Source organism: Rhodopila sp., assembly GCF_035548235.1.
Taxonomy (GTDB): domain Bacteria; phylum Pseudomonadota; class Alphaproteobacteria; order Acetobacterales; family Acetobacteraceae; genus Rhodopila.
The window spans coordinates 1-24,185 of the sequence record NZ_DASZTJ010000295.1; the positions used below are offsets into that span (position 1 = coordinate 1).

Consider the following 24,185-nt stretch of genomic DNA (forward strand, 5'->3'; position numbering starts at 1 on the left):
GGAAAGGACACGCACGCCCATGGCGATGCCAGATTTCTCCATGCGTCAGCTTCTCGAAGCTGGCGTTCACTTCGGCCACCACACCCGCCGCTGGAACCCGCGGATGGCGCCGTTCCTCTACGGCACCCGCAACCAGGTCCACATCATCGACCTCCAGCAGACCGTCCCCATGCTGGACCGCGCGCTGCGGGCCATCCGTGACGTGACCGCCGCCGGCGGGCGCGTGCTGTTCGTCGGCACCAAGCGCGCCGCCGCGGAACACGTCGCCGACGCCGCCAAGCGCTGCGGCCAGTACTACATCAACCACCGCTGGCTCGGCGGCACGCTGACCAACTGGAAGACCATCACCGGCTCCATCAAGCGCCTCCGCCAGATCGAGGATCTGCTGTCCGGCGACACCCAGGGCCTGACCAAGAAGGAAATCCTCGATCGCACCCGCGACAAGGACAAGCTGGAACGCGCCCTGGGCGGCATCAAGGACATGGGCGGCCTGCCGGACATCCTGTTCATCATCGACACCAACAAGGAAAAGCTGGCGGTCGAGGAAGCGAACAAGCTGCACATCCCGGTCGTCGCGGTGCTCGACAGCAACTCCGACCCCACCGGCGTGACCTACCCGATCCCCGGCAACGACGACGCGATCCGCGCCATCACGCTGTACTGCGACCTGGTCGCCGGCGCGGTGCTGGACGGCATCAGCGCTGAAATGGCCACCACCGGCATCGATATCGGCGCGCAGGAGGAACTCCCCCCGGAAGCGCTCGCCGAGGCAGAAGCCGAAGCGGACGCCGAGGCCGCCCAGGAAGCCGCCAACGCCGACTGACGGTGTCCCAAGGCGGACATCGCGAGTTGTCACAAGAGCGCGCGGGACACCGCGCGACACCGGCGGCAGGCTATCGCCGCCGGCTGCTGTCAGGAGACGAACATGGCTGAAATCACGGCTGCCCTGGTGAAAGACCTGCGCGAGAAGACCGGCGCGGGCATGATGGACTGCAAGAAGGCGCTGACCGAGGCGAACGGCGACCTGGAAGCCGCGATCGACTGGCTGCGCAAGAAAGGCCTCTCGGCCGCCGCCAAGAAGTCCGGCCGCATCGCCGCCGAAGGCCTGGTCGCCGTCGCCTCCGCCCCCAACAAGGCCGCGATGGTGGAGATCAACGCCGAAACCGACTTCGTCGCCCGCAACGAGGCGTTCCAGACCTTCGTCGAGACGGTCGCCAAGATCGCGCTGCAGGTCGGCGACGACATCGAGACGCTGAAGGCCGCCGCCTATCCCGGCACCGGCCGCACCGTCGCCGAGGAACTGACCCAGATGGTCGCCACGATCGGGGAGAACATGAACCTCCGCCGCGCCAAGGTGCTGTCGGTCAAGAAGGGCGTCGTCGCCACCTATATGCACCAGTCGCTGCGTCCGGGCGTCGGCAAGATCGGCGTCCTCGTCGCCGTCGAGGGCGACGGCGAGATCGGCGCGCTGGAAACCCTGGGCCGCCAGGTCGGCATGCACGTCGCCGCCGCGCGTCCCGACGCGCTGGACGTCGACAGCGTCTCCCCCGAGGCGCTGGCCCGCGAGAAGGCGGTGCTGATCGAGCAGGCCCGCGCCTCCGGCAAGCCCGAGAACATCCTGGAGAAGATGGTCGAAGGCCGCATCCGCAAATACTACGAGGAAGTGGTGCTGCTGGAGCAGGTCTGGGTGCATGACGGCGAAAGCCGCGTCCGCGCCGTGGTGAAGAAGGCCGGCGCCACGCTGGTCGGGTTCGAGCGCTTCGCCCTGGGCGAAGGCATCGAGAAGCCCAAGGAAGACTTCGCCGCCGAGGTCGCCGCCACCGCCGGCGTCTGATCCGGGCGCGACGCGGAAAAAGGCCGGGCAACGCGTCGCCCGGCCTTTTTTCATGCCTCGGCCTTTTTCATGCCCCGCCTTATTTCATGCCCCGCCTTATTTCATGCCTTGTGGTGGAACATCCCCGTCAGGAATCCCAGCAGCCGGTCGCGCGAGAACTGATAGGAATAAGCGGTGTAGACAACCACGCCGGTCGCGACCAGCAGAACGAAATCCAGCTTCTCGTTGAGCCATTCGGGCCGCAGGATGGGCAAGGCGACGATCGCCATCATCAGCAGCGCGCCCAGCAGCGGCTGAAGCATGGGCATGACGCCCGTCATCGCCGGCATGCCGCAATACCGCTGGAACACGCGCAGGAAATAAGGGATCAGCAGCCAGGGCCGGATCGCCAGCGCCAGGCAGACCGCATTCAGCCCGAATGGCGCGGCCGCGGTCACCGCCAGCAGCGTCGTGAGCGTCTGGACGATCGCCATCGTCCGGAACTCGGGCACCATCTTGGCGCCGAGATAACCGGCGTCCAGGCAGAAAAGCGGCACCATCGGCACGCCGGACAACATCACCAGCTGCACCGCCAGGGTCCCTTCCTGCCATGACGGCGACAGCCAGAGCTGCATCAGCTCCGGCATCAGCACCGCCGCCCCCAACAGGACGGGGAATGCCACCAGGGCGACGTCGGCGACCATGTCGACGAAGAGCCGCTTGAATTCCTCCGACTTGGGATGAGGCGTGCGCAAGTCGATGCGCCCGACCGTCGTGCGCGTAAAGATCACGCTGTTCTGCACGACGTCCAAAAGCCGCGTGCCCAGCACGTACAAGCCAAGCTCGGTCGAACCAAGCAGATAGCCCAGGATCAGGCGCGGAAGCTGCGTGTTGGAAAACATCATCACGCGCGCCGAACAGATGTTCAGGAACGGCTCGCGCTGGGCTTTGAACAGCCGGCTCGACCAGCCGAAGCGCAGCGGATGCGGGATCGCCATCCAGGAGATCACGGTCTCCGCCAGACGCTGCGCCAGCACCTGCACCGCCAGCGCCCAGACCCCGAAACCTGCCAGCGCGACCCCGATCCCCAGCAGCCCGCCCAGCGTCAGGCCGACGATCGAGCGGATCGCGAACTCCTTGTACCGCTCCTCCCGCCGCATCAGCGCGGAAGGCACCGACCCCAGCAACGTCAGGATGGGAAGCGGGATCAGCGCCCAGGTCAGGTATTGCAGGCTCGGATCATGGAACGACCAGGCAAGAAACGGCGCCATGATCGCCAGCGCGATTCCGATGACGACCGCGAGGCCGCACGTCGCGGTATTCGCCGTGGCCATTTCCGGCGGATCGAGGTCGTCCACGATCAGCAAGGCCTCGGTCGATCCTTGGCCCAGGACATAGTCGCAAAATCCGACGAACACCATCACGACCGAGAATTCGCCGTAGGCGCTCGGCCCCAGCAGGGGCGCGAGGATCGCGAACAGGCCAAGCCACAAGACCTGTTGCGTGACCTTCTCAGTCGTGACCCAGGCGAGCGGCGACAAAGAAAGGGACCGGAACAAGAGGATTTCCTTGACTATACTTTTACGTCCGCCGCGACCAGCGCTGCTGGCTAGAGGTATCGCAGGACCCCTCGGGTCAATGCCGCGAGCGTCATGAATTCCGCCATGCCGTAAAGCCGCCGGTAATGTGCCCACATGCGATGCGCGCAGTCCCGTTCGGCCGCCCGCTGTTCCGGCGTTGGATCAGGGGCATGCATCAGGGATGGGCTGCCGATCCGGTACTTCAGCGTGACGCGGTCGACGAACGTCGCGCCGAAGCGTCGAGCGACGCGGCAGAAGAACTCGGTGTCTTCCCAAAGGCTCATGTCCTCGCTGAATCCGCCGACGCCGGTGACGCATTCGCGTCTGACCAGGCCGGCGCTGCACACCAGCAGGGCGGACCCGAACAGCATCCAGCCGGCGAACGGCAGACGCCGCCCGAAACGGGCGCAGCGGGCCGCGTTGCGCGCGGCGGCGGCGAAATACTGCCGCTCATGCTCCAACTGCTCCGGCGGCCCGTCGCCGAACGGCTCGACCCGCCCGAACAGCAGGCCGGTCCGGGGCATACGCTCGAACTCCTGCTTCGCCGCGGCGTAGTGGCCTTCCGGTACGATGTCGTCGTCATCGAGGAAATGCACATAGGCGCCGGTCAGTCGCGGGATCGCCAAGTTACGGACGATACTAGGGAAGCCGCCGGTCGGACGCGGATTGCGGATATAGGTGACGCGATCGTCCGCCAGCCCCGCGACGATGTCCTGCGCAGACCCGTCGGGGCAGTCGTCGATGACGAAAACCTCCAGGTCCACGCCGGCCTGTCCGAGTGCGCTCGCCAACGCCTCAGGCAGTTGCTTGGGTCGGCGAAACGTGGGGATTACAACGGAAAAGTCGGGCATGCGGGATCGGGCGCGGGAACCAGGGATTCGGGGGTTGAGGCAATGCCTCGGTCGTGTCGCCGATGCTGGCCGGCCATCCGTTCCACGCGGCCGCGCTTCAGGGGGACGCAGCGCGTCTGCGGCGCAAAGGCGTCGACGACCAGCAGCTTGGGGCCAGGCGCGATCATGATCGCAGCCGTCCCTGCTGCCCTGCGAGTCGGGACCTAGCCGGCGCTAATGTCATGGATGCAACCAACAATTGCGGAAACGCCATGCGGACTGTCGGCATGGCCAGCGGCAGACTCCCGAATTTCGCCCGAAAAGTCAATCAAGATCGCGGTCCGGATGCATCAATCTTGTATCTTTGGTCTCTTTTATTCGACCATTCCTCGTAGACGCGGAAAACCTGGTGCGCGAACTTGGCGCGCAGCGTCGGGGAGATCTGCACCGCGTCGCGCAGCACGATCTCGGTCGGCTTCCAGCGTGTTTTCGACTGGTCCGTTCCCGTCGAAAGGTTGAGCCGCCGCAGGCCGCGGCCGATCGCCCATTTCATGACCTCGGCGCTGAGCACGGTCATGATGCTGTAGTCGCGCCACGTCGGATCGTAACCGGCGAAGTACAGATAGAGGTCTGTGTTCAAGAGGAAGGCCAGGCGACTGGCGACCACTTTTCCGTCGATCTCGACCTGGAAGAACAGCGGCTCGCCGGCCGCCGTGCGGACGCGCAGATAATCGAACAGGAAGGCGCGTGTCGTCGGGTTGGTGAACTTGTTCGGATGCATGATCATGTCGGCGGCATCGGACCGCGCCGCATGCAAGGCCAGGAACGCGTCTATCGCCGATTGATTGTCGCTCGGGTTTTCAATCACCGTGAAGGTGAACCGAATCCGGTCGCGCTCCAGAAACTCATAGGCCTTGCGGAGGTTCTTCCGCATGTTCGACGAAACGCTGGCGCGGATCTGCTCGAAGCTGTCCGGCAGGTCCATGATGTAGTCGGGGATGTCGCGCCGGTGGGAGAAGCCGTCGCAGCCCGGCGGCAGCCTGTAGTCGTCTTCGGGTTCCCGCAGCCCGTTCCAGCGGAACACATCCCATTCATGGGCATGGCGCTGGAAATGCTCCGCCAGCGCCTCGACCACCGCGCGGTGGTCTTCCGGCCGGCAGATGACCCCGCGGAATTCCGTCAGGCTTGGATCGGTCCCGAAGAATTGCACGATGCGCAGAATCGGCAGGCCCGTTCCCGGATAAACCGTCCGCATCAGCGGCGCGATCGCCACCAGGCGGCCATCCGCGTCGCGTACGACATGGCCGAAGAAACGGTCCCGGAACAACAGGCCGTTCCGCCGGAGATGCTTCCACCAAAGCTCGAACCATCCCGGCGACGTGAAAGGGGAACGCGGATAGGTGGCCTGGTCCAGCACCTCCCACTCGGACAAAAGAGCAGACCAGTCGCCAGGGTTTTTGACCCGTTCGACCAGCAAGACGTTTCTGTAGGGAGTGAGGCAATCCACGGCCAAAAGTTCCGGTTGGCTTAAGAATTTGACAAAAGACAAAAACAGATCTCGAAGCTGTCAATGTCAAAACGGACTAGCAATTGTTTCGAGCTCCGCCGTCCAAAGTTGATGCACGACAAATCTGTAACATTGTTACTACCCGTTACTGACGTGTCGCACGAACCCAGTCGCGCGGTCCACAAGTTTATGAGCGTCCGCCATGCATTTCCGGGACACCCTTGCGTCTCTCCCGGAATGGCTGTGGCCGGATCCGCGTTCGTCCCCGATTATATCGTCCATTCCGGCGAATCATATGGCCGGCGACGGCAGCCGATCGCCACGATTGCCCAATCGTTCCATGAACGATCCGTTAATTCACGAGGGAATCACAGCCGGCGGCGACATGAAGGGCGGCCCGCGTGCCACCCGCGTATCGGCGATTGCCGCCACATCAAACGCGGTTGCCGCGTTCCACTCGTCACGGTTGCGGCGCCGCTCGAAACACACCGTCGCCGCCGGCCCCCGATGACGCCGGACGCGACGCCCAGTCGCCCCGGAAGGGCCGGAGGCGGCGCCGCCCCAGACGCCGCTTGTTCCCGACCCGCTTGAACACTAGGGTGCGCCCCGTCCGAAACTGCCCCGCGTGATCGCCATGACCAACCCGGCCGTTTACAAGCGCGTCCTGCTCAAGCTCTCGGGCGAGGCCCTGATGGGCCGGCGCGACTATGGCCTGGATACCGGCATGGTCCAGGCCATCGCCACCGACATCAAGGACGTCGTCGCCATGGGCGTGGAGGTCTGCGTCGTGATCGGGGGCGGCAACATCTTCCGCGGCGTCTCCGGCGCCGCCGCCGGCATGGACCGTGCCCAGGCCGACTACATGGGCATGCTCGCCACCGTCATGAACGCGCTCGGCATGCAATCGGCGCTTGAAAAAGTGGGGGTTCCCACGCGCGTTCAGTCCGCCATCCCCATGTCCTCGGTCTGCGAGCCCTATATCCGCCGCCGCGCCGAACGCCACATGGAGAAGGGACGGGTGGTGATCTTCGCCGCCGGGACCGGCAACCCGTTCTTCACCACCGACACCGCCGCCGCCCTGCGGGCCGCCGAGATGAAATGCGACGCGCTGCTGAAAGGCACCCAGGTCGACGGCGTCTACTCGGCCGACCCCAGGAAGGTCGAAGGCGCGATCCGCTATGAGCAGCTGACCTACCTCGACGTCCTCGCCAACGACCTCGGCGTCATGGACGCCGCCGCCATCAGCCTCGCGCGGGAGAACCACCTGCCCATCATCGTCTTCAACATCCACGCCCCCGGCGCATTCGCCCAGGTCATGCGCGGCCAAGGCGTCTTCACCAAGATCATCGAACCGTAGAGGAGGGAGGCGCCGCCATGGCCACAGCCGACCTGAACGCACTGAAACAGGACCTCACCCGCCGGATGGACGGCGCGCTGGAGACGCTCAAGCGCGAGTTCGCCGGCCTGCGCACCGGCCGCGCCCATCCGGCCCTGCTGGAACCGGTCAAGGTCATCGCCTACGGGACCGAGATGCCGCTGAACCAGGTCGGCACCGTCGGCAGCCCCGAACCGCGCATGCTGACCGTGCAGGTCTGGGACAAGTCCATGGTCTCGGCCGTGGAGAAGGCGATCCGCGACTCCGGTCTCGGCCTGAACCCCGCCGCCGACGGCATGCTGGTGCGCGTGCCGATCCCCCAGCTCACGACCGAACGGCGCAACGAGCTGGCCAAGATGGCCGCGAAATACGCCGAAGGCGCCAAGGTATCGGTCCGAGCGGTGCGCCGCGACGGGATGGAGCATGTCAAGGCGCACGAGAAGAAGCACGAGATCGGCGAGGACCTGGCCAAGAACTGGAGCGAGGAGGTGCAAAAACTGACCGACCAGTTCATCAAAAAGGTGGACGAGGCGCTCGCTGAAAAGGAAAAAGACATCAAGCAGGTCTGAGGCGGGTCAGGGACGCAGGATGCCGGTCATTTCCAAGGCGGCCGTGGCCGATGGCCACGTGGTTTCGCTCGCAACATCGGCGGTTCCCGCCTTCGACCGATCGCGAGGCGGCGCGGCCGCGACGCATGTCGCCATCATCATGGACGGCAACGGCCGCTGGGCCTCCGCCCGCGGCCTGCCGCGCATCGCCGGCCACCGGGAAGGCGCCCGTGCCGTCCGCCGCACGATCGAGGCGGCGATCCGCGCCGGCGTCTCCTGGCTGACCATCTACGCCTTCAGCAGCGAGAACTGGCGCCGCCCCGCCGGCGAGATCATCGACCTCACCGGCCTGCTGCGGCGCTACCTGCAGACCGAGATCGCCGAACTGAAGGAGAGCGGGGTCCGCCTGCGCTTCATCGGCGAACGCGACCGGTTCGACCCCGACATCCAGCGCGACCTCGCGAAGGCCGAGGCCGATACCCGTACCAACACCCGCCTGAACCTCACGATCGCCCTGTCCTATGGCGCGCGCGCCGAGATCGCCGCCGCCGCCCGCGCCGCGATCGCCGCCGTCCAGGACGGGACCCTGAAGCCCGAGGACCTGACCGAGGACCGGTTCGCCGGGTTCCTGACCACCCACGACACGCCCGATCCGGACCTGATCATCCGCACCTCGGGCGAGCAGCGGCTGTCGAATTTCCTGCTCTGGCAGGCGGCCTATGCCGAGTTCGTGTTCCTCGACGTGCTGTGGCCGGATTTCGACGCCACGCATTTCGACGCCGCCCTCGCCGAATACGCCCGCCGCGAACGCCGCTTCGGCGCTCGGGCAGGGTGAACGCGGCCATGGACCGGCCCGGCGGTCCTTCCTGCATCGCGCCCTTCTGCACCATGACCGCCGCCACTCTCTCGGTGTCACGGCCAGGCGGGGCCGGGAGCGTCAAGGTCACGGGTGGCCGGACCAGGCCCGGCCATGGCGGACGCCTTCTGGACCCTGCGGAGGACCCGTGACCCGGCCCACCCCCGGCCGGTGGGGCGACCTGCGCCTGCGCGTGGCGTCCTCCGCCGTCCTCATCCCCATCGCCCTCGGCTGCATCTGGGCGGGTGGGGTCTGGTTCGCCGAACTCGTGGCCCTGGTTTCCATCGCGCTGGCCTATGAGTGGCTGACGCTCTGCCGCTGGCGCCTGTCGGCCCTGTCGCTCGCGGTGTTCACCGCGCTCCCCCTCGCGGTCGTCGCCATGGAGGCCAACGCGGCGCTCCTGGCATTGGTGGTCCTGCTGCTGGGTTTCGCTGCCGCCTTGCCTTTCGCCCGCGCGGCCGGCGCCGACCCGCTGGCGCCGTTCGGCGTCCCCTATCTCGGGCTGGGCTGCGTCGGCCTGGTCTGGCTCCGGCTTGCCGATCCGGGCGAGGCCAACGTGGTCGTGCTGCTGCTGATCGTCTGGGCCAGCGATATCGGCGCCTATATGGTCGGCCGCGCGGTGGGGGGCCGGAAGCTGGCGCCGGCGATCTCGCCGGGGAAGACGGTGTCGGGCGCGGTCGGCGGACTCGTCGCGGCAATGGCGGTGGGCCTGGCCGCCTGCCTGGCCTTGGGGCCGCAGGCGCCGCTGCGCGCGGTGCTGCTCGCCGGGCTGACCGGCTGCGTCGCGCAGGCGGGCGATCTGTTCGAGAGCGGGCTGAAGCGGCATTTCGGCGTCAAGGACTCGGGGCGGCTGATCCCCGGCCATGGCGGCGTGCTGGATCGGCTGGACGCGCTGGTCGCCGCCGCCCCCTTCGCGGCGCTACTGGCGCTAATCCTGGGTCGTGGTGTAGTCATCTGGCGATGAATGTCCCGCACCCTTACGCCGCGGCATCGGTCGCGGCTTCGTCCGGTTCCCTGCGATCGGTCACCGTTCTCGGCTCCACCGGCAGCGTCGGGACCCAGACCATCGAGCTGCTGGCCGCCGATCCCGAGCGGTTCCGGGTGGAGGCGCTGGTGGCGGGCCGGAACGTCGCGCTGCTGGCGCAGCAGGCGATCATGCTGTCGGCGAAATGCGCCGTCGTCTCCGATCCCCAGCACTACGACGCGCTGCGCGACGCCCTGGCCGGCACGGGGATCGAGGCCGCCGCCGGCCCCGCCGCGGTGGTGGAAGCCGCCGCCCGTCCGGCGGACTGGACCATGGCGGCGATCACCGGCGCCGCCGGCTTGGCCGCGACGCTCGCCGCCGTGCGCCGCGGCAAGAGCGTGGCGCTGGCGAACAAGGAAGCCCTGGTCTGCGCCGGCGACGTCATGCTGCGCGCGGTGCGCGATGCGGGCGCCACGCTGCTGCCGGTCGATTCGGAGCACAACGCGATCTTCCAGTCGATGGCCGACGGCAATCGCGGCGCCATCGAGAAGATCATCCTGACCGCCTCCGGCGGCCCGTTCCGCACCGCCAGCATCGAGCAGATGCGTGCCGCCACGCCGGAAGCCGCGCTGCGCCACCCGGTCTGGTCGATGGGCGCCAAGATCAGCATCGACTCGGCGACCCTGATGAACAAGGGCCTGGAGGTGATCGAGGCCGCCCGCCTGTTCGACCTGCGGGAAGACCAGATCGAGGTCCTGGTCCACCCGCAATCCGTCATCCACGGCATGGTCTGCTACCAGGACGGTTCGGTGCTCTCCCAGCTCGGTTCGCCCGACATGCGCATCCCGATCGCGCATACGCTCGCCTGGCCGGAGCGGATCGCCACCGCCTCGCCCCGGCTGGACCTGGCGCAGGTCGCGCGGCTGGAGTTCGGCGCCCCGGACACGCAGCGGTTCCCGGCCCTGCGGCTGGCGCGGGAAGCCTTGCAAGCGGGTGGCGGCGCTCCCACTATCCTCAACGCCGCCAACGAGGTCGCCGTCGAAGCGTTCCTGGCGAAGCGGATCGGCTTCCTGGACATTGCTGACCTGGTTGAACGCGTTCTGAAAGACATTGGTAACCCGACGGTCGCTAACCTGGATGATGTGCTTGCCCTCGACAGCGCGGCCCGCCGCTCCGCCCATGCCCTGATGCCGGCACGAGTCGCGTGAACGTCCCGCCACCCAACCTCCCCATGCTCTGAAGGTCCTGTTCGTGCTCACCGCTATTCCGGATCTGTTCCGAACCCTCATCGCCTTCGCCGTGGTGCTGGGGGTCCTGGTATTCGTCCACGAGCTTGGCCACTACCTCGCCGCGCGCTGGCGGGGCGTGCGGGTCGAGACGTTCTCGATCGGATTCGGCCGGGCGCTGACGTCCTGGACGGACAAGCACGGCACGGTGTGGAAGCTGGCCTGGCTGCCGCTGGGCGGCTACGTGAAGATGCACGGCCAGGAGCGGCCCGAGGATGTGCCGGACGCCGTCCGCCGGTCCTGGATCCCCGGCGAGACGTTCCAGGAGAAATCGGTGCTGTCGCGGGCGATCATCGTCGCGGCCGGCCCGGCCGCCAATTTCCTGTTGGCGATGGTGGTGTTCGCCGGCCTGTTCCTGGCGTTCGGCAAGCCCATCATGCGGCCGGTCGTGGGCGACGTGCTGCCCGCCAGCGCGGCGGAGCAGGCGGGGCTGAAGGCGCATGACCGCATCGTGTCGATCGACGGCAAGCCGATCACCACGTTCGAGGCGCTGCAGCGCGTGGTGATGGCGAACCCCGACCACATGCTGCCGATCACCGTCCAGCGCGACGGCGCCGACCTGTCGCTGAAGATCACGCCGCAGGCCCACCAGGCGGGCGGCCGTACGATCGGCGTCATCGGCGTCCGCGGCGGCGTGGTCGAATATGCCCGCATCAACCCGGTCCAGGCGCTGTGGGGCGGCGTGACCCAGACCTGGACCGTCACCAGCGACACGCTGGTCGGACTGAAGCAGATCGTCACCGGCACGCGCGGCACCGACGAACTGGGCGGCCCGCTGCGCATCGCCCAGTTGTCGGGCCAGGTGGCGGAGCTGGGCGTCGCCAGCCTGATCACCTTCATCGCCGTGCTGTCGGTCAATCTCGGGCTGATCAACCTGTTCCCGATCCCGGTGCTGGATGGCGGCCACCTGCTGTTCTACCTGGCCGAGGCGATCCGCGGCCGCCCGCTGCCGCAGCGCGCGCTGGAATACGGGTTCCGGGCCGGAATGGCGCTGCTGGCGGGGCTGTTCGTGTTCTCGACCTGGAACGACCTGAGCCATCTGGGCCTGTTCCGCTGGGTCTTCGGGCTGATCGGATAGCGCCGGCCGAACCCTCTCCAGGGCCTGTCGCGATGGCCATGGGGGTTGTCCTGCCCCATGACGCCGATCGTGTTCCCGAGTCGCGGCCACCGCGTTGGCGCGACGTCGCACCACCTGCTATATATCTTTTTGAATCAGTATGCTACAGGCTGCCGCCTGAAGCGCGCCGAGGCCATTTCCGCCTCTAGCATCGACCGGCCCGCATCGCTATGGTGCGGCGTCTGTTTTTCTGCACTCTCTGTCGAAGCCTGCTTTTTCGACACGTTCGCGTCATGGGGGGACCAGCCTGTTGTCGACGTACCGTGCCACGCGGCGGCTTGCCGCGTGTCTGCTCCCCGTGCTCCTCCTGTTCGCCGCCGGTCCGGTCGTGGCGCAGCCCACGGCCCCGCCGGGCGGGTCGCACCCGGTTGCCGCCCCCCGTGCCGCGCCGGTCCGGACCCAGGCCCCGTCCGGCGGGACCATCGCCGACATCCAGGTGGAGGGAAACCAGCGCATCGAGGCCGGCACGATCCGGTCCTACCTGCTGGTGCGGCCGGGCGACGCGTTTGATCCCGACCGGATCGACCGCAGCCTGAAGACCCTCTACGCCACCGGCCTGTTCCAGGACGTCCGCCTTGGCCGGCAGGGCGACACGCTGGTGGTGCGCGTGGTCGAGAACCCCATCGTCAACCGGGTGGCCTTCGAAGGGAACCACAAGCTGACGGACGCCCAGTTGCGCACCGACCTGCAGCTTCGCCCGCGCGCCGTGTTCACCTCCGCGCTGGCCGAGGCCGACCGCCAGCACATCCTTACCCTCTACGCCCATCACGGCTATTACGACGCCTCGGTCGATCCCAAGATCATCCGCCTGCCGGAAAACCGCGTCGACGTCGTGTTCCAGATCTCCGACGGGTCGGAGACGCTGATCAGCAAGATCGTCATCAACGGCAACAAGGCGTTCAGCGAGGACCGGCTGACGGAAGTCATCAGCAGCCGCGAATCCCGCTGGTGGCGCTTCCTGTCCAGCAGCGACGAGTTCGAGCCGGAGCGCCTGGCCTACGACAAGGAGCTGCTGCGCCGCTTCTACCTGAAGAACGGCTACGCCGACATCGAGGTCACCGACGCCAGCGCCGAACTGTCGCCGGACCGGAAAGGGTTCTTCCTGTCGTTCACCGTGTCGGAAGGCGAGCGCTACCGCGTCGGCAAGGTGTCGATCAGCTCGCAGCTTCGGAACCTCGATCCGAACTCGCTGCAGGACCTGCTGCAACTGTCGGCCGGCGACTGGTATGACGGCGACGCGGTCGGCCGCACCGCCGATGCGCTGGAAGAAGCCGTCCACAACAAGGGCTATGCCTTCGTCGAGGTGAAGCCGCGGGTCGATCGCGATCCGGTCAAGCACATCATCAACCTCACCTTCGACATCGGCGAGGGGCCGCGCGTCTATGTTGAGCGGATCAATATCGTTGGCAACCAGCGCACCGAGGACAAGGTCATCCGGCGCGAGTTCCGCCTGGCCGAAGGCGACCCGTACAGCGCCGAAGCGGTCCGCCGCACCAAGTCGCGGCTGACCGACCTCGGCTACTTCCAGACCGTCGACATCAACACCACGCCGGGGTCGGCGCCCGACAAGGCGATCCTGACCACCAACATCACCGAGAAGGCGACCGGCGAGCTCTCGTTCGGCGGCGGCTACTCCACCGACGCCGGCGCGCTGCTGGATATCGGCCTGTCCGAACGCAACCTGGTCGGCACCGGCATCGCCGCCAGCATCAACGGCGTGCTGGCGCAGAAGCGCAGCTCGGTCAACGCATCGATCACCGATCCCTACTTCCTGGACCGCAACCTGGTCGCCGGCGTCGACGCCTTCCTGATCCAGACGAACTTCCTCGGCACCGAACCGTATGACGAGCGGCGCGCCGGCTTTGCCTTGCGCATGGGGTACGACTTCAACGAGCACCTGCGCCAGGTCTGGAGCTACTCGCTGGTCAATCGCGATGTTTACGACATCGAGAGCGACGCCAGCCCGTTCATCATCAATGAGGCCGGCACCACGGTGCTGTCGCAGATCAGCCAGGTGCTGACGCTGGATTACCGCGACAGCCGGCTGTTCCCGCACAAAGGCTACGTCGTCGAGTGGGGCACGGATTTCGCGGGCCTGGGCGGCGACGCCCGCTTCGTGCGCAACAACCTGACCGGCGCCTATTACATTCCGCTCGACAGGCTCTTCAACAATGACGCCTGGGGCATCAAGCTCAGCGGCAGCGTCGGCTACATGAACCTGCTGTCGGGCGGGCGCGAGGAGATCATCGACCGCTTCTTCCTGGGCGGCGACAACCTGCGCGGCTTCGAAACCGGCGGCGCCGGCCCGCACGACGCCATCACCGGCGACCCCCTCGGCGGCCGGTTCCTGTGGACGCAGAGCACGGAACTGCGCTACCCGCTGCCGGTCTCGCCCGACCTGGGGCTGACCGGACGCGCCTTCGTCGACGTGGGCGCGCTGACGGAGGCGAATTTCCGCAACACGTCGGAATGCTCCGCAAACGGCGTCAAATGCGAGATCGCCGCGTCGTCCGCGCCGCGCGTCGGCGCCGGCGTGGGTATTTCGTGGCGCACCGCCTTCGGGCTGATAAACGTCGACCTGACTCCGTTTGTGATCAAACAGAGCCATGACCAGACGCAGATATTCCGATTTGGATTTGGAACGAGGTTCTAGTGGTTCTTCCCTTCGCACACGCGCGCAACGATCTGTCCCGATCCGCGACCGCCTCCGCGGTCGCCCCATCCCGCACCGGACGCGGGCTTTTGCCCCATGGGGCGCCCAAGGGAGGCCTGCCGAAGCGGGCTTTGAGCGGCTTCCTGGGGGCGGCCCTGGCGCTGGGGCCGCTGCTGGCCGGACCGGCGCACGCGCAGAACCAGACCAGCCAGTGGTTCGTGCCCGGCCAAGCGAAGCCGCAGACCGCCCCCCGTCCGTCGACACGCTCCGTGCCTTCGCCCGCGGCCGTGCCCGAACCGCCGGCCGGGCTGGGCGGGCCGGTGGACCTGCCGGGCGTCAACCCCGAAGCCGGCGGCACGGCCCCGCAAGTGCAGATGCAACTGCCGCCCGCGCCCGAGATCCCGCCGATTCCCAAGGGTTCGGCCACCCCCGCCGCGATCATCGGCATCCTGTCCGTGCCCGATGTCCTGCGTGTCTCCACTGCCTATCAGGCCGCTTACAAGGAATTGAACGCCCGGGCGCAGAAGCTGAACGAGGATGCGCAGAAAGAGCAGAACGCCCTGCGCGAGCTTGGCCAGAACTTCGCCGCAGAGCGCTCGAAGCTCAGCCCGGAACAGATCCGCGCGAAAGAGCGGGAGATCACCGACCGCGCGACCGAGGCGCAGCGCCGCTTCGGCGAGCGGAACCGGATCATCCAGGAGGCTGGCCAATACGTGATGGCGCAGCTCAACCGCACGATGGAACAGGTGGCGCAGCAGGTGGCGTTGTCCCGCGGCATCAACCTGGTGCTGAACCGGGCGCAGATCTTGGGCACGACGGCGGATTTCGACCTGACGCCGGCGGTGGCCGAGGTGCTGAACAAAGTGCTGCCGTCCGTCGTCGTGCCGCCGGATGGCGTGTCGCCGCTGACGATGGCGAAGCCCGAGACCGCCAACAAGACGGCGGCCAAGGAAGCGCCGGCGGCGAAACCGGCGGCGAAGACGCCGCAGAAACACTGACCGTGACGCGGGCCTGGGGCCCGCCGATCATCTGTCCGTGACGGGAGATGCTCGATGGGGCCGGAGAACGACATCGCACCGCAGCCCGGCGATCCGCGCTTCTTCCGCCGCGCCGGGCCGTTCACCCTGGCGGCCGTGGTCGACGCCGCGGGCGGAGAGGCGCCGTCGCGCCGCCTCATGCTGCACGGCGTGGCGCCCCTGGCCACGGCGGCGGCGTCCGAGGTCTCGTTCTGCCTGAACAACCGGAAGAACCTGCCGGCCCTGGCCGAGACCACCGCCGGCGCGGTCATCGTGCATCCGGACATGGCGGACAAGGTCCCCGCTGAAACCGTCGCGATCGTGGCGGGCGACCCGCTCGTGGCCTGGGCGCACGTGGCCGCGTTGTTCCACCCGTTGCCGCCGGCTGTCGCGGGAATCCATCCCTCGGCGGTGGTCGATCCGACGGCCGAGGTCGATCCGTCCGCCGAGATCGGTCCGCTCTGCGTGATCGGGGCAAAGGCGGTGGTCGGCGCGCGCACGCGGATCGGGGCCCTGGCCTCGGTCGGCGCGGGCGTCGTGCTGGGGCGGGACGTCCGCATCGGGTCGCACGCCTCGATATCGCACGCGCTGGTCGGGGATCGCGTCTACCTCTATCCCGGCGCGCGGGTGGGCCAGGACGGGTTCGGTTTCGCGATGACGCCGGACGGGTTCCACACCGTCCCGCAGCTTGGCCGCGTGGTCATCGAGAACGATGTCGAGATCGGCGCCAACTCCACGGTCGACCGGGGCGCGCTGGACGACACGCGGATCGGCGCGGGGACCCGGATCGACAATCTTGTGATGATCGGCCACAACGTGCGCATCGGCAAAGCCTGTGTCCTGGTCGCGCAATGCGGCGTGTCCGGGTCCACGGTGCTGGAGGATCACGTGATCATCGCGGGGCAGGCGGGATTGGTGGGCCATTTGCGGATCGGCACGGGAAGCCGGGTCGGGGCGAAGGCAGGGGTCATGGGCGACGTCCCCCCGCGGACCGAGGTCGTGGGGGCGCCGGCACAACCGGCAAAGGCGTTCTTCAAGGAACTCGCCACCCTGCGGCGTCTCGCCCGGGCCGAGGGGAAACGCTCCAGGAACAGCGGCGATACGGATTGAAGCGATGGACCAGGCGGTAAAACAGGGCAGTGAAGGTTCGACGCAAGTCGTCGAACTGGTCGACATCCAGCGGATCATGCACGACATCCCGCATCGATATCCGTTCCTGCTGCTCGACCGGGTCGTGGACCTGCGGTTGAACACCTCGGCGATCGGGGTGAAGAACGTTTCGGTCAATGAGTCGTTCTTCGCCGGCCATTTCCCCAACCATCCGGTGATGCCGGGCGTGCTGATCATCGAAAGCATGGCGCAGACGGCGGCGGTGCTGGTGGTAGAGACGCTGGGACCCGACGCCGCGGGCAAGGTGGTCTATTTCATGTCGATCGAGAACGCGAAATTCCGCCGTCCCGTGGTTCCGGGCGATCAGTTGCGCATCCATTGCGTGAAGGAGCGGAACCGCGGGAACGTCTGGAAATTCCATGCGATCGCCAAGGTGAACGATGTTTCCGTCGCGGAAGCGACCTATGCCGCGATGATCATGGACCGGGCGGAGCCGCTTTGACGAACCGCATGCCCGTCGGGACGGTCAAGGCCCCGACACATCGGGCAACAATGATTGAATTGGTCGTGTTACCGCATGTCCATAGTTTGGCCCTGATCGGGCTGTAGACAATCCATGAATCGGAACCTGCACTGAATGGACCTGATGACGGAGCGCGGCCTTGATTTGCTTGATCGCACGAGCATCCACCCGACTGCGATCGTCGCCCACGGCGCGGAACTCGGCCCCGGTGTCGAGGTAGGCCCGTTCTGCACGGTCGGTCCCAACGTCGTCATCGAAGCCGGTGCGAAGCTGATTTCGCACGTGGTGGTCGAAGGCCATACGCGGATCGGCGAAAATGCCCAGTTGTTCCCCTTCTGCACCGTGGGGATGGCGCCGCAGGACCTGAAATACAAAGGCGAGCCGACACGGTGTGAGATCGGCGCCCGCACCCTGGTGCGGGAGCACTGCACCATCCATCGCGGCACCGCGACGGGCCTGGGCGTCACCCGCGTCGGCAACGACTGCATGCTGATGGCCGTCGTCCACGTCGCGCATGACTGCCAACTCGGCAGCAACGTCATCGTCGCCAACAACGCGGTGATGGGCGGCCATGTCACCATCGACGACTACGCCGTCATCGGCGGTGCGGCGGCGATCCACCAGTTCGTCCGGATCGGCCGCGCAGCGATGATCGGCGGCGTCTCGGGCGTCGAGGCGGATGTCATCCCCTTCGGCAGCGTCATCGGCAACCGCGCCCGCCTGGCGGCCCTGAACGTGATCGGCCTGAAACGGCGCGGCTTCACCAAGTCGCAGATCCAAAGGCTGCACATCGCCTTCCGCTCGCTGTTCGGGAAGGAAGGTGTGTTCGCGCAGCGGCTGGAGGCGACGCGGGCCCGCTTCGGGAACGATCCGCTGGTGGCGGAAGTGCTGGCGTTCATCGACGCGCCCAGCCACCGGGGCCTGATCCGGGCGGATTAGGAAAGCCTTTCCCCGTCCCGCCATGACCGGGCTCCCTGCCCGGGCCAGCCCGGTCAGGGAGCCTGGTCATGGCGCGGGGCAGGCCGTCCCCCCAGGTTGCTCCGAACCCGCGCCCCTGCGATCCTCCGCACCGAGGAAACCGTCGAGGCCACAATATGAGCGACACCCTGCCAACCGCCACGCGCGTCCAGGACCCTGGCATCCGCGCGCTGTACCGCCTGGAAAACCGCTGGCAGGCCTGGCTCGACGTCGAGGTCGCGCTGGCCCAGGCGCAGGCCGAGCTGGGGATCGTCCCGGCGGCGGCGGCCGAGGCGATCGCCGCGGCGGCGCAGTTGCCGAAGCTGGACAGGGCGCGCATCGACGAAGGCTTCGCCCGCACCGGCCATACGATCGTGCCGCTGGTCTGGGAACTCTCCCGCGTCGTGGGCGACCCGCATGGCGGCTGGGTGCATTGGGGCGCCACGACGCAGAACATCACCCAGACCGGCGACCTGCTGGTGCTGCGGCAGGCCCATCGCGCGTTCCTCGGGCTGGTCGCGGACATCCTGGCGGCGATGGCCGACCTGGCGGAGCGGTCGGCGGACATGCCGATCCCCGGCCGGACCCACGGCCAGCATGCCGTGCCGGCGACCTTCGGCTACAAGGTCGCGGTCTGGATCGATGAGCTGATCCGCCATGCCGACCGCTTCCAGGCCGCCGCGCCCCGGTTGTTCGTCGCCATGCTGGGGGGCGGCGCCGGCACCTATGCCTCGCTGGGCAGGAACGGTCCGCTGGTGCAGCAGGGGATCGGACGCCGGCTTGGCTTCGGGTCGATGACCGTGCCGTCCCGCGCGATCGGCGATCACCTTGGAGAGAACGTCACTCTGCTGGGCCTGCTCGCCGCCACCGGCGGCAAGATCGGCCGGGAGATCTACACGCTGATGAAGACCGAGTTCGGGGAGGTCGAGGAACCCGTCCCGCCTGGCACCGTCGGCAGCTCCACCATGCCGCAGAAGCGCAATCCCAAGCTGTGCCAGGACATCATCGCCGCCGCCGCCGAGGTCCGGTCGCAGGTCCCGCTGGCGCTGGAGGCGATGATGACGGAGCACGAGGCCGACCGCACCACCAGCCTGATGATGGACACCGCCGAGTCCCGCGCCTGCATCGCCACCGGCGACATGCTGGCGCGGCTGCTGGAGGTGATCCGCGGCCTGCGCCTCGATCCCGCGCGGATGCGGGCGAACCTCGACCTTGGCGGCGGGCTGATCATGGCGGAGGCGGTGATGCTGGACCTCGGCGCCGCGATCGGGCGGCAGCATGCGCATGACGCGGTGTATGACGCGGCGCAGGAGGCGTTCGTGCAGAACCGTTCCTTCGGCGACCTGTTGGCGGCCGATCCGCGGGTGACCGCGCATATGACGCCGGCGCAGATCCAAAGCCTGCTTGACCCGACGGCCTATACCGGCCTCTGTGCCGACATGGCGCGCGACGGCGCCGCGCGCGCTCGGCACAAGGCGAAGGAGTTGCGAGGATGACGGAACTGGATGTCGACCATCTGCGAAGCTGGATCGGCAAGCAGGAGGTGCTGGAAGACCAGGTGACGCGGTTCCCGGTCGCGGCGCTGTCGGCGACGCTGGACCGCGACGATCCGCCGCCCCAGGCGGGGGATGCCCTGCCGCCGCTCTGGCACTGGCTCTATTTCCTGCCGACCGCGCGGCAGTCGCTGCTGGGGCCGGACGGGCATCCGGCGCGCGGCGGGTTCCTGCCGCCCGTGCCGCTGCCGCGGCGCATGTGGGCCGGCGGCCGCTTCAAGTTCCACCAGCCGCTGCGCGTGGACCAGCCGATCAGCCGCATCTCGGTCGTTTCGGATGTGACGATCAAGCAGGGCCGCAACGGCGCGCTGTGCTTCGTGCTGGTGAAGCACGCCGTCTCCGGCCCCGACGGACTGGCGCTGGAGGAGGAGCACGACATCGTCTACCGCGACAACCCGCAGCCGGGCGAGGCGCCCGCTGCCGGCAAGCCGGTGCGGACGGACGGTGTGTGGACGCGTGAGATCGTGCCGTCCGATCCGATGCTGTTCCGCTACTCCGCGCTGACGTTCAACAGCCATCGCATCCACTACGACCGTCGCTACGTGACCGAGGTCGAAGGCTATCCGGGCCTGATCGTGCATGGCCCGCTGATCGCCACGCTTTTGATGGACCTGCTGCGCCGGAACACCGACCGGCCGGTCAAAACGTTCCGGTTCAAGGCAGTCGGCCCGCTGTTCGATATCGCACCGTTCTCGGTGCATGGCGTGCAGGAGGGGGACAAGGCGGCGTTGTGGGCGCGCAATCCGTCGGGACACCTTGCGATGGAAGCGGAGGCGGGGTTCTGAACGAATCCCGTTTCCGATAAAACCAACTGGGGGAGGAACGCGTCATGCCAACGTTGCAGCGTCCTGACGGGACAATTCAGTACGAGGTCCACGGGCAGGGTTTTCCCGTCCTGCTCTTCGCGCCAGGCGGCCTGCGGTCCCGCATGGCCATGTGGCCATCGCCGCCGGACGGTCCCGCTCGTCCATGGGTCGACTGGACGCGCGCGCTGCCCGAGGCCGGGTTCGCCGCCATCGCGATGGACCAGCGCAACGCCGGGCAATCGGTCGCGGACATCAGGGCGGACCATGGCTGGCACACCTACGGCGCCGATCACCTGGCGCTGATGGACCATCTGGGCTTCGACCGCTTCGCCACGCTGGGCGGCTGCATCGGCGGCAGCTTCTGCCTCAAGGCGATCGAGATGGCGCCGCGGCGGGTCGTCGCCGCCGTGTTACAGAACCCGATCGGTCGCCATCCGGAACATCCCCATTACTTCCCCCACGCCCACGCCGAATGGACCGAAGAACAATGCGCCGCTCGGCCTGAACGGGACCGAGCGGCGCTGAGTGGTTTCGGTCGTAACATGTGGCGAGGGGATTTCGTGTTCAGCGTCGAACGTGATTTCGTTCGCAACTGTCCGGTACCGACCATGCTGCTGCCCGGCACGGACGTCCCGCATCCGGCGGCGACGAGCAAGGAACTGGCGGAACTGCTGCCGGGGGTCGAGGTGCTGACGAACTGGCGCGGCCCCGACTACCTGGACCAGCAGCGGGACCGGGTGGTGGACTTCCTGCGCCGGCACGCCGCCTGAGGCGGACGGCGCGAATGAGGCAGCGCCGCCGGCATCACTCGTGCCCGCGCGGCTGCCAGAGCCGCGGGTCGAAGTGGAACGCTTCGACCGACGCGATCCGCACGCGTTCCGCCGTCCGGTGGCGCGGGTTGAGCAGGATGTTGAACGCATGCGGCATCAGGATGGAGGGCACGCGCAGCGCGGCTTCCTCCCTTTTGGCCAGCCAGGCATCGCCGGTCCTGACGGTATTGCCGGCCGGCCGGACCGTGCCGATCAAGGCGTCCGGCACCGAAACGCCCATCAAGACGTAGTCCGCGGGCAGAAGTTCGAACGGCAGGTCGAGGTGAACCCGCACCTCCAACGCCGCCAGGGCCGGATGTTCCGCCAGGTAAACCACCGGCCGGCCCGGGCTGTTCCAGCGGCCGCCATAGGTTCGGGCGCCCTCTCCGGACAGGTCCGCGTGCGGCCGGCGGCATAGCCGCCAAGCCAGCATCAGGCGGCGATGCCGTGCGCGATGCGGCCCAGGATGGCCTCGACCTGGCGGGTGCCGATATCGGTGTCGAGGCGATCCAGCGGCGCTTCGCCGTCCAGCAGCTTGGACGGCAGCCGGATCCAGGCATGGGCCTTGGCCTTGTCGCCGAACGTGGCCTCGGCTTCGTCGATGATGCGGATGACGCGCATCAGCCGGTCCGACTGTTCCGGCGTCAGGTTGCCCAGGGTCCGCCGATGCGCCAGCGTCTTGCGGGGAAGCACGAGCCGATCGAGTTCAACGGCCGAAAGCCGGCCCGAGGACAGCGTGTCGTCGACGACCCGCAGCGGCAGCCCGTGCCGGACCGGCTCCAGAAGGCCGACCGACGCTTCCCGCATTTCCGTGTGGCGGGGGCGGTCGTCCTCGTCGAAGGGCCATATGCTTGTCATAAGCGTGCATATGGCCCCGAACCGCGCCAGCGTCAAGCGTCAGATGATGGCGGGCGCCCGCTCTCCGGCCGCGCGCACCCAGGCGGCGTCCATGTCCTCATCGAACAGCTCGGTCAGCTTCTTCATCATCGTGCCGCCCAATTCCTCGGCGTCGACGATGGTGACGGCACGCCGGTAATAGCGGGTGACGTCGTGGCCGATGCCGATGGCGATCAGCTCGACCTGCTCGCGGTTCTCGATGTCGCGGATCACCTCGCGCAGGTGTTTCTCCAGGTAATTGCCCGGGTTCACCGACAGCGTGGAATCATCGACCGGGGCGCCGTCGCTGATCACCATCAGGATGCGGCGGTGTTCGGGGCGCACCAGCAGGCGGCGATAGGCCCACAGCAGCGCCTCGCCGTCGATGTTTTCCTTCAGCAGGCCCTCGCGCAGCATCAGGCCCAGGTTCTTGCGCGCGCGGCGCCACGGCGCGTCGGCGGCCTTGTAGACGATGTGGCGCAGGTCGTTGAGCCGCCCCGGATTGCGCGGCTTGCCGTCCTGCACCCATTTCTCGCGGGACTGGCCGCCCTTCCAGGCGCGGGTGGTGAAGCCCAGCACCTCCACCTTCACCGCGCAGCGTTCCAGCGTGCGGGCCAGGATGTCGCCGCACATCGCCGCCACCGTGATCGGCCGCCCGCGCATCGAGCCCGAGTTGTCGATCAACAGCGTCACCACCGTGTCGCGGAATTCCATATCCAGTTCGCGCTTGTAGGACAGCGCCTGCATCGGGTTGACGACGACGCGCGACAGCCGTCCGGCGTCGAGCAGGCCTTCGTCCAGGTCGAACTCCCAGGACCGGGTCTGCTGCGCCAGCAGGCGGCGCTGCAGCCGGTTGGCGAGCTTCGAGATGACGCCCTGCAGGTGCTGCAACTGCTGATCGAGCTGCTGGCGCAGCCGGGTCAGCTCGTCGGCGTCGCACAGTTCCTCGGCGTCGACTTCCTCGTCGAACTGGCGGGTATAGGCGCGATAGACGGCGTCGTTGTCCGGATTGGGCCGGTCCCGCCGCGGCTGCGGGCCGCCGGGACGGTCGTCGCCTTCGGCGACGGCGGCTTCCTCCTCGGATTCCGAACCGTCGTCGTCGGCGGCTTCGCCCTCCATTTCTTCGGGCTGGGCGCCGAGCATGGAGTCCTGTTCGGAGTCGGATTGACCTTCGCCGTCCTGGGAGTTGTCCTGCGATCCCGACTGCTCGCCGCCGTCCTCGCCGTCTTCGGAGTTGTCTTCCGGTTCGGCATCGACCTCGGCTTCCGCCAGGTCCAGCGCCGCCAGCAGCTTGCGCGACGCGCGCGCGAAGGCGCTCTGGTCGTCCTGCGCCTCCAGCATCTCGGTCAAGGCCTGGTCGGCGTTTTCCCCCAGCGAGTCGCGCCACAGGTTCAGGATGCGCTGCGCCGGTTCGGGCGCCTGCTCGCCGGAGATGCGTTCGCGGGTCAGCAGGGCCAGTGCCTTGTCGATCGGCAACTGGTCCTTGCGGGTCATGCGGTCGTAGCCTTCGGCCTCGCACTCCTCGGTCAGCTTGGCGCGGAGGTTGGCGTTGACGCCGTGCATGTGGCGTGCGCCGACGACCTCGACGCGGACCTGTTCCAGCGCGTCATAGGCGTCCTTGGCTTCCCGGCGGGTGGGCATGCGGGCGGCGTGGACGGCGTCGTCGTGGTAGCGCAGGCGCAGCGCGATGGCGTCGGACTGGCCGCGCAGCTTGGCCATCTCGGCCGGGGGCAGGGCGCGGGTAGGCAGCGGCAGGCGGGCGCGCTTGCCGGTCAGGCCCGAGGGGCCGGGCTGGAAGGCGACCTGGACGTCGGGGTTCTCGGCGATCGCGCGCAGCACGCCGGCCGTGGCGCGCTTGAATTCCTCGGCGCGGGCGTTGTCTTTGTTGGTTCCGCTCATGCTGCGTGCCCTTGGTCATGGTGGATCGCGACCGCGGACCCACCGTCGTGGCGGGCGCAGGCCCGCCATCCACGCCTTTCCCTGTTCCCACGCCGCCAGGCGTGGAT

At 67.8% G+C, this 24,185-nt stretch carries 22 protein-coding genes; 16 read left to right on the forward strand and 6 right to left on the reverse strand.

What is annotated here, in order from left to right:
- The first annotated feature begins 19 nt into the window (after positions 1-19).
- Positions 20-823: a 30S ribosomal protein S2 gene (gene rpsB, locus VHB27_RS24070; protein ID WP_325605474.1), complete on the forward strand. Its 804-nt coding sequence runs from the start codon at positions 20-22 to the stop codon at positions 821-823.
- Between the two features lie 102 nt (positions 824-925).
- Positions 926-1,834 carry a translation elongation factor Ts gene (tsf, locus tag VHB27_RS24075; protein WP_325605426.1) on the forward strand — a complete coding sequence of 303 codons (909 nt, stop codon included), beginning with the start codon at positions 926-928 and terminating at the stop codon, positions 1,832-1,834.
- A gap of 101 nt (positions 1,835-1,935) precedes the next feature.
- Here tsf and VHB27_RS24080 read toward each other — a convergent pair whose 3' ends face one another.
- The 3 genes from VHB27_RS24080 to VHB27_RS24090 all read right to left on the reverse strand — a co-directional run bounded on the left by VHB27_RS24080 (position 1,936) and on the right by VHB27_RS24090 (position 5,730).
- Positions 1,936-3,372: an oligosaccharide flippase family protein gene (locus VHB27_RS24080; protein WP_325605428.1), complete on the reverse strand. Its 1,437-nt coding sequence runs from the start codon at positions 3,370-3,372 to the stop codon at positions 1,936-1,938.
- Between the two features lie 50 nt (positions 3,373-3,422).
- Positions 3,423-4,244 (reverse strand): glycosyltransferase family 2 protein, encoded by an 822-nt coding sequence (locus VHB27_RS24085; RefSeq protein WP_325605430.1) that lies wholly within the window; start codon positions 4,242-4,244, stop codon positions 3,423-3,425.
- 307 nt (positions 4,245-4,551) lie between these two features.
- Positions 4,552-5,730, reverse strand: coding sequence for a GNAT family N-acetyltransferase (locus VHB27_RS24090; RefSeq protein ID WP_325605432.1), 1,179 nt, complete (start codon positions 5,728-5,730; stop codon positions 4,552-4,554).
- A gap of 634 nt (positions 5,731-6,364) precedes the next feature.
- Between VHB27_RS24090 and pyrH the strand changes: the two genes are divergently transcribed.
- The 14 genes from pyrH to VHB27_RS24160 all read left to right on the forward strand — a co-directional run bounded on the left by pyrH (position 6,365) and on the right by VHB27_RS24160 (position 21,264).
- Positions 6,365-7,087 (forward strand): UMP kinase, encoded by a 723-nt coding sequence (gene pyrH, locus VHB27_RS24095; RefSeq protein ID WP_325605437.1) that lies wholly within the window; start codon positions 6,365-6,367, stop codon positions 7,085-7,087.
- A gap of 17 nt (positions 7,088-7,104) precedes the next feature.
- A complete protein-coding gene (frr, locus tag VHB27_RS24100) occupies positions 7,105-7,674 on the forward strand; it encodes a ribosome recycling factor (protein WP_325605439.1) in 570 nt (189 codons plus the stop codon).
- Between the two features lie 19 nt (positions 7,675-7,693).
- A complete protein-coding gene (gene uppS / locus VHB27_RS24105) occupies positions 7,694-8,488 on the forward strand; it encodes a polyprenyl diphosphate synthase (protein ID WP_325605441.1) in 795 nt (264 codons plus the stop codon).
- Positions 8,489-8,657: 169 nt separating this feature from the next.
- Positions 8,658-9,473: a phosphatidate cytidylyltransferase gene (locus tag VHB27_RS24110; protein ID WP_325605443.1), complete on the forward strand. Its 816-nt coding sequence runs from the start codon at positions 8,658-8,660 to the stop codon at positions 9,471-9,473.
- Positions 9,470-10,681, forward strand: a complete 1,212-nt coding sequence (locus tag VHB27_RS24115) for a 1-deoxy-D-xylulose-5-phosphate reductoisomerase (RefSeq protein ID WP_325605445.1) — start codon at positions 9,470-9,472, stop codon at positions 10,679-10,681. The genes VHB27_RS24110 and VHB27_RS24115 overlap by 4 nt, the downstream gene beginning before the upstream one ends.
- Positions 10,682-10,724: 43 nt before the next feature.
- Positions 10,725-11,837 (forward strand): RIP metalloprotease RseP, encoded by a 1,113-nt coding sequence (rseP, locus tag VHB27_RS24120; protein WP_325605447.1) that lies wholly within the window; start codon positions 10,725-10,727, stop codon positions 11,835-11,837.
- A 289-nt stretch (positions 11,838-12,126) separates the two neighbouring features.
- The gene (gene bamA, locus VHB27_RS24125; protein ID WP_325605449.1) at positions 12,127-14,529 is read left to right on the forward strand and encodes an outer membrane protein assembly factor BamA; all 2,403 of its coding nucleotides are present in this window, start codon (positions 12,127-12,129) and stop codon (positions 14,527-14,529) included.
- A 131-nt stretch (positions 14,530-14,660) separates the two neighbouring features.
- Positions 14,661-15,527 carry an OmpH family outer membrane protein gene (locus tag VHB27_RS24130; protein WP_325605451.1) on the forward strand — a complete coding sequence of 289 codons (867 nt, stop codon included), beginning with the start codon at positions 14,661-14,663 and terminating at the stop codon, positions 15,525-15,527.
- A 54-nt stretch (positions 15,528-15,581) separates the two neighbouring features.
- Positions 15,582-16,655 carry a UDP-3-O-(3-hydroxymyristoyl)glucosamine N-acyltransferase gene (gene lpxD, locus VHB27_RS24135; RefSeq protein WP_325605453.1) on the forward strand — a complete coding sequence of 358 codons (1,074 nt, stop codon included), beginning with the start codon at positions 15,582-15,584 and terminating at the stop codon, positions 16,653-16,655.
- A 4-nt stretch (positions 16,656-16,659) separates the two neighbouring features.
- On the forward strand, positions 16,660-17,157 hold the full coding sequence (fabZ, locus tag VHB27_RS24140) for a 3-hydroxyacyl-ACP dehydratase FabZ (protein ID WP_325605455.1): 498 nt from the start codon (positions 16,660-16,662) through the stop codon (positions 17,155-17,157).
- A gap of 135 nt (positions 17,158-17,292) precedes the next feature.
- Entirely contained in the window at positions 17,293-18,117 is an 825-nt protein-coding gene (gene lpxA / locus VHB27_RS24145; RefSeq protein WP_325605457.1) for an acyl-ACP--UDP-N-acetylglucosamine O-acyltransferase, read from the forward strand.
- A gap of 155 nt (positions 18,118-18,272) precedes the next feature.
- The gene (locus VHB27_RS24150) at positions 18,273-19,631 is read left to right on the forward strand and encodes a class-II fumarase/aspartase family protein (protein WP_325605459.1); all 1,359 of its coding nucleotides are present in this window, start codon (positions 18,273-18,275) and stop codon (positions 19,629-19,631) included.
- Positions 19,628-20,473: an FAS1-like dehydratase domain-containing protein gene (locus VHB27_RS24155; RefSeq protein WP_325605462.1), complete on the forward strand. Its 846-nt coding sequence runs from the start codon at positions 19,628-19,630 to the stop codon at positions 20,471-20,473. The genes VHB27_RS24150 and VHB27_RS24155 overlap by 4 nt, the downstream gene beginning before the upstream one ends.
- 44 nt (positions 20,474-20,517) lie before the next feature.
- Positions 20,518-21,264 (forward strand): alpha/beta fold hydrolase, encoded by a 747-nt coding sequence (locus VHB27_RS24160; RefSeq protein WP_325605465.1) that lies wholly within the window; start codon positions 20,518-20,520, stop codon positions 21,262-21,264.
- A gap of 34 nt (positions 21,265-21,298) precedes the next feature.
- Here the strand turns inward: VHB27_RS24160 and VHB27_RS24165 are convergent, their stop codons facing one another.
- The 3 genes from VHB27_RS24165 to cobT are packed head-to-tail and all read right to left on the reverse strand — an operon-like array spanning position 21,299 to position 24,078.
- The gene (locus VHB27_RS24165) at positions 21,299-21,736 is read right to left on the reverse strand and encodes an RES family NAD+ phosphorylase (protein ID WP_325605467.1); all 438 of its coding nucleotides are present in this window, start codon (positions 21,734-21,736) and stop codon (positions 21,299-21,301) included.
- On the reverse strand, positions 21,736-22,161 hold the full coding sequence (parS, locus tag VHB27_RS24170) for a type II toxin-antitoxin system Xre/ParS family antitoxin (protein ID WP_325605470.1): 426 nt from the start codon (positions 22,159-22,161) through the stop codon (positions 21,736-21,738). The genes VHB27_RS24165 and parS overlap by 1 nt, the downstream gene beginning before the upstream one ends.
- 39 nt (positions 22,162-22,200) lie before the next feature.
- Positions 22,201-24,078, reverse strand: coding sequence for a cobaltochelatase subunit CobT (gene cobT, locus VHB27_RS24175; RefSeq protein WP_325605472.1), 1,878 nt, complete (start codon positions 24,076-24,078; stop codon positions 22,201-22,203).
- Positions 24,079-24,185: the final 107 nt, after the last annotated feature.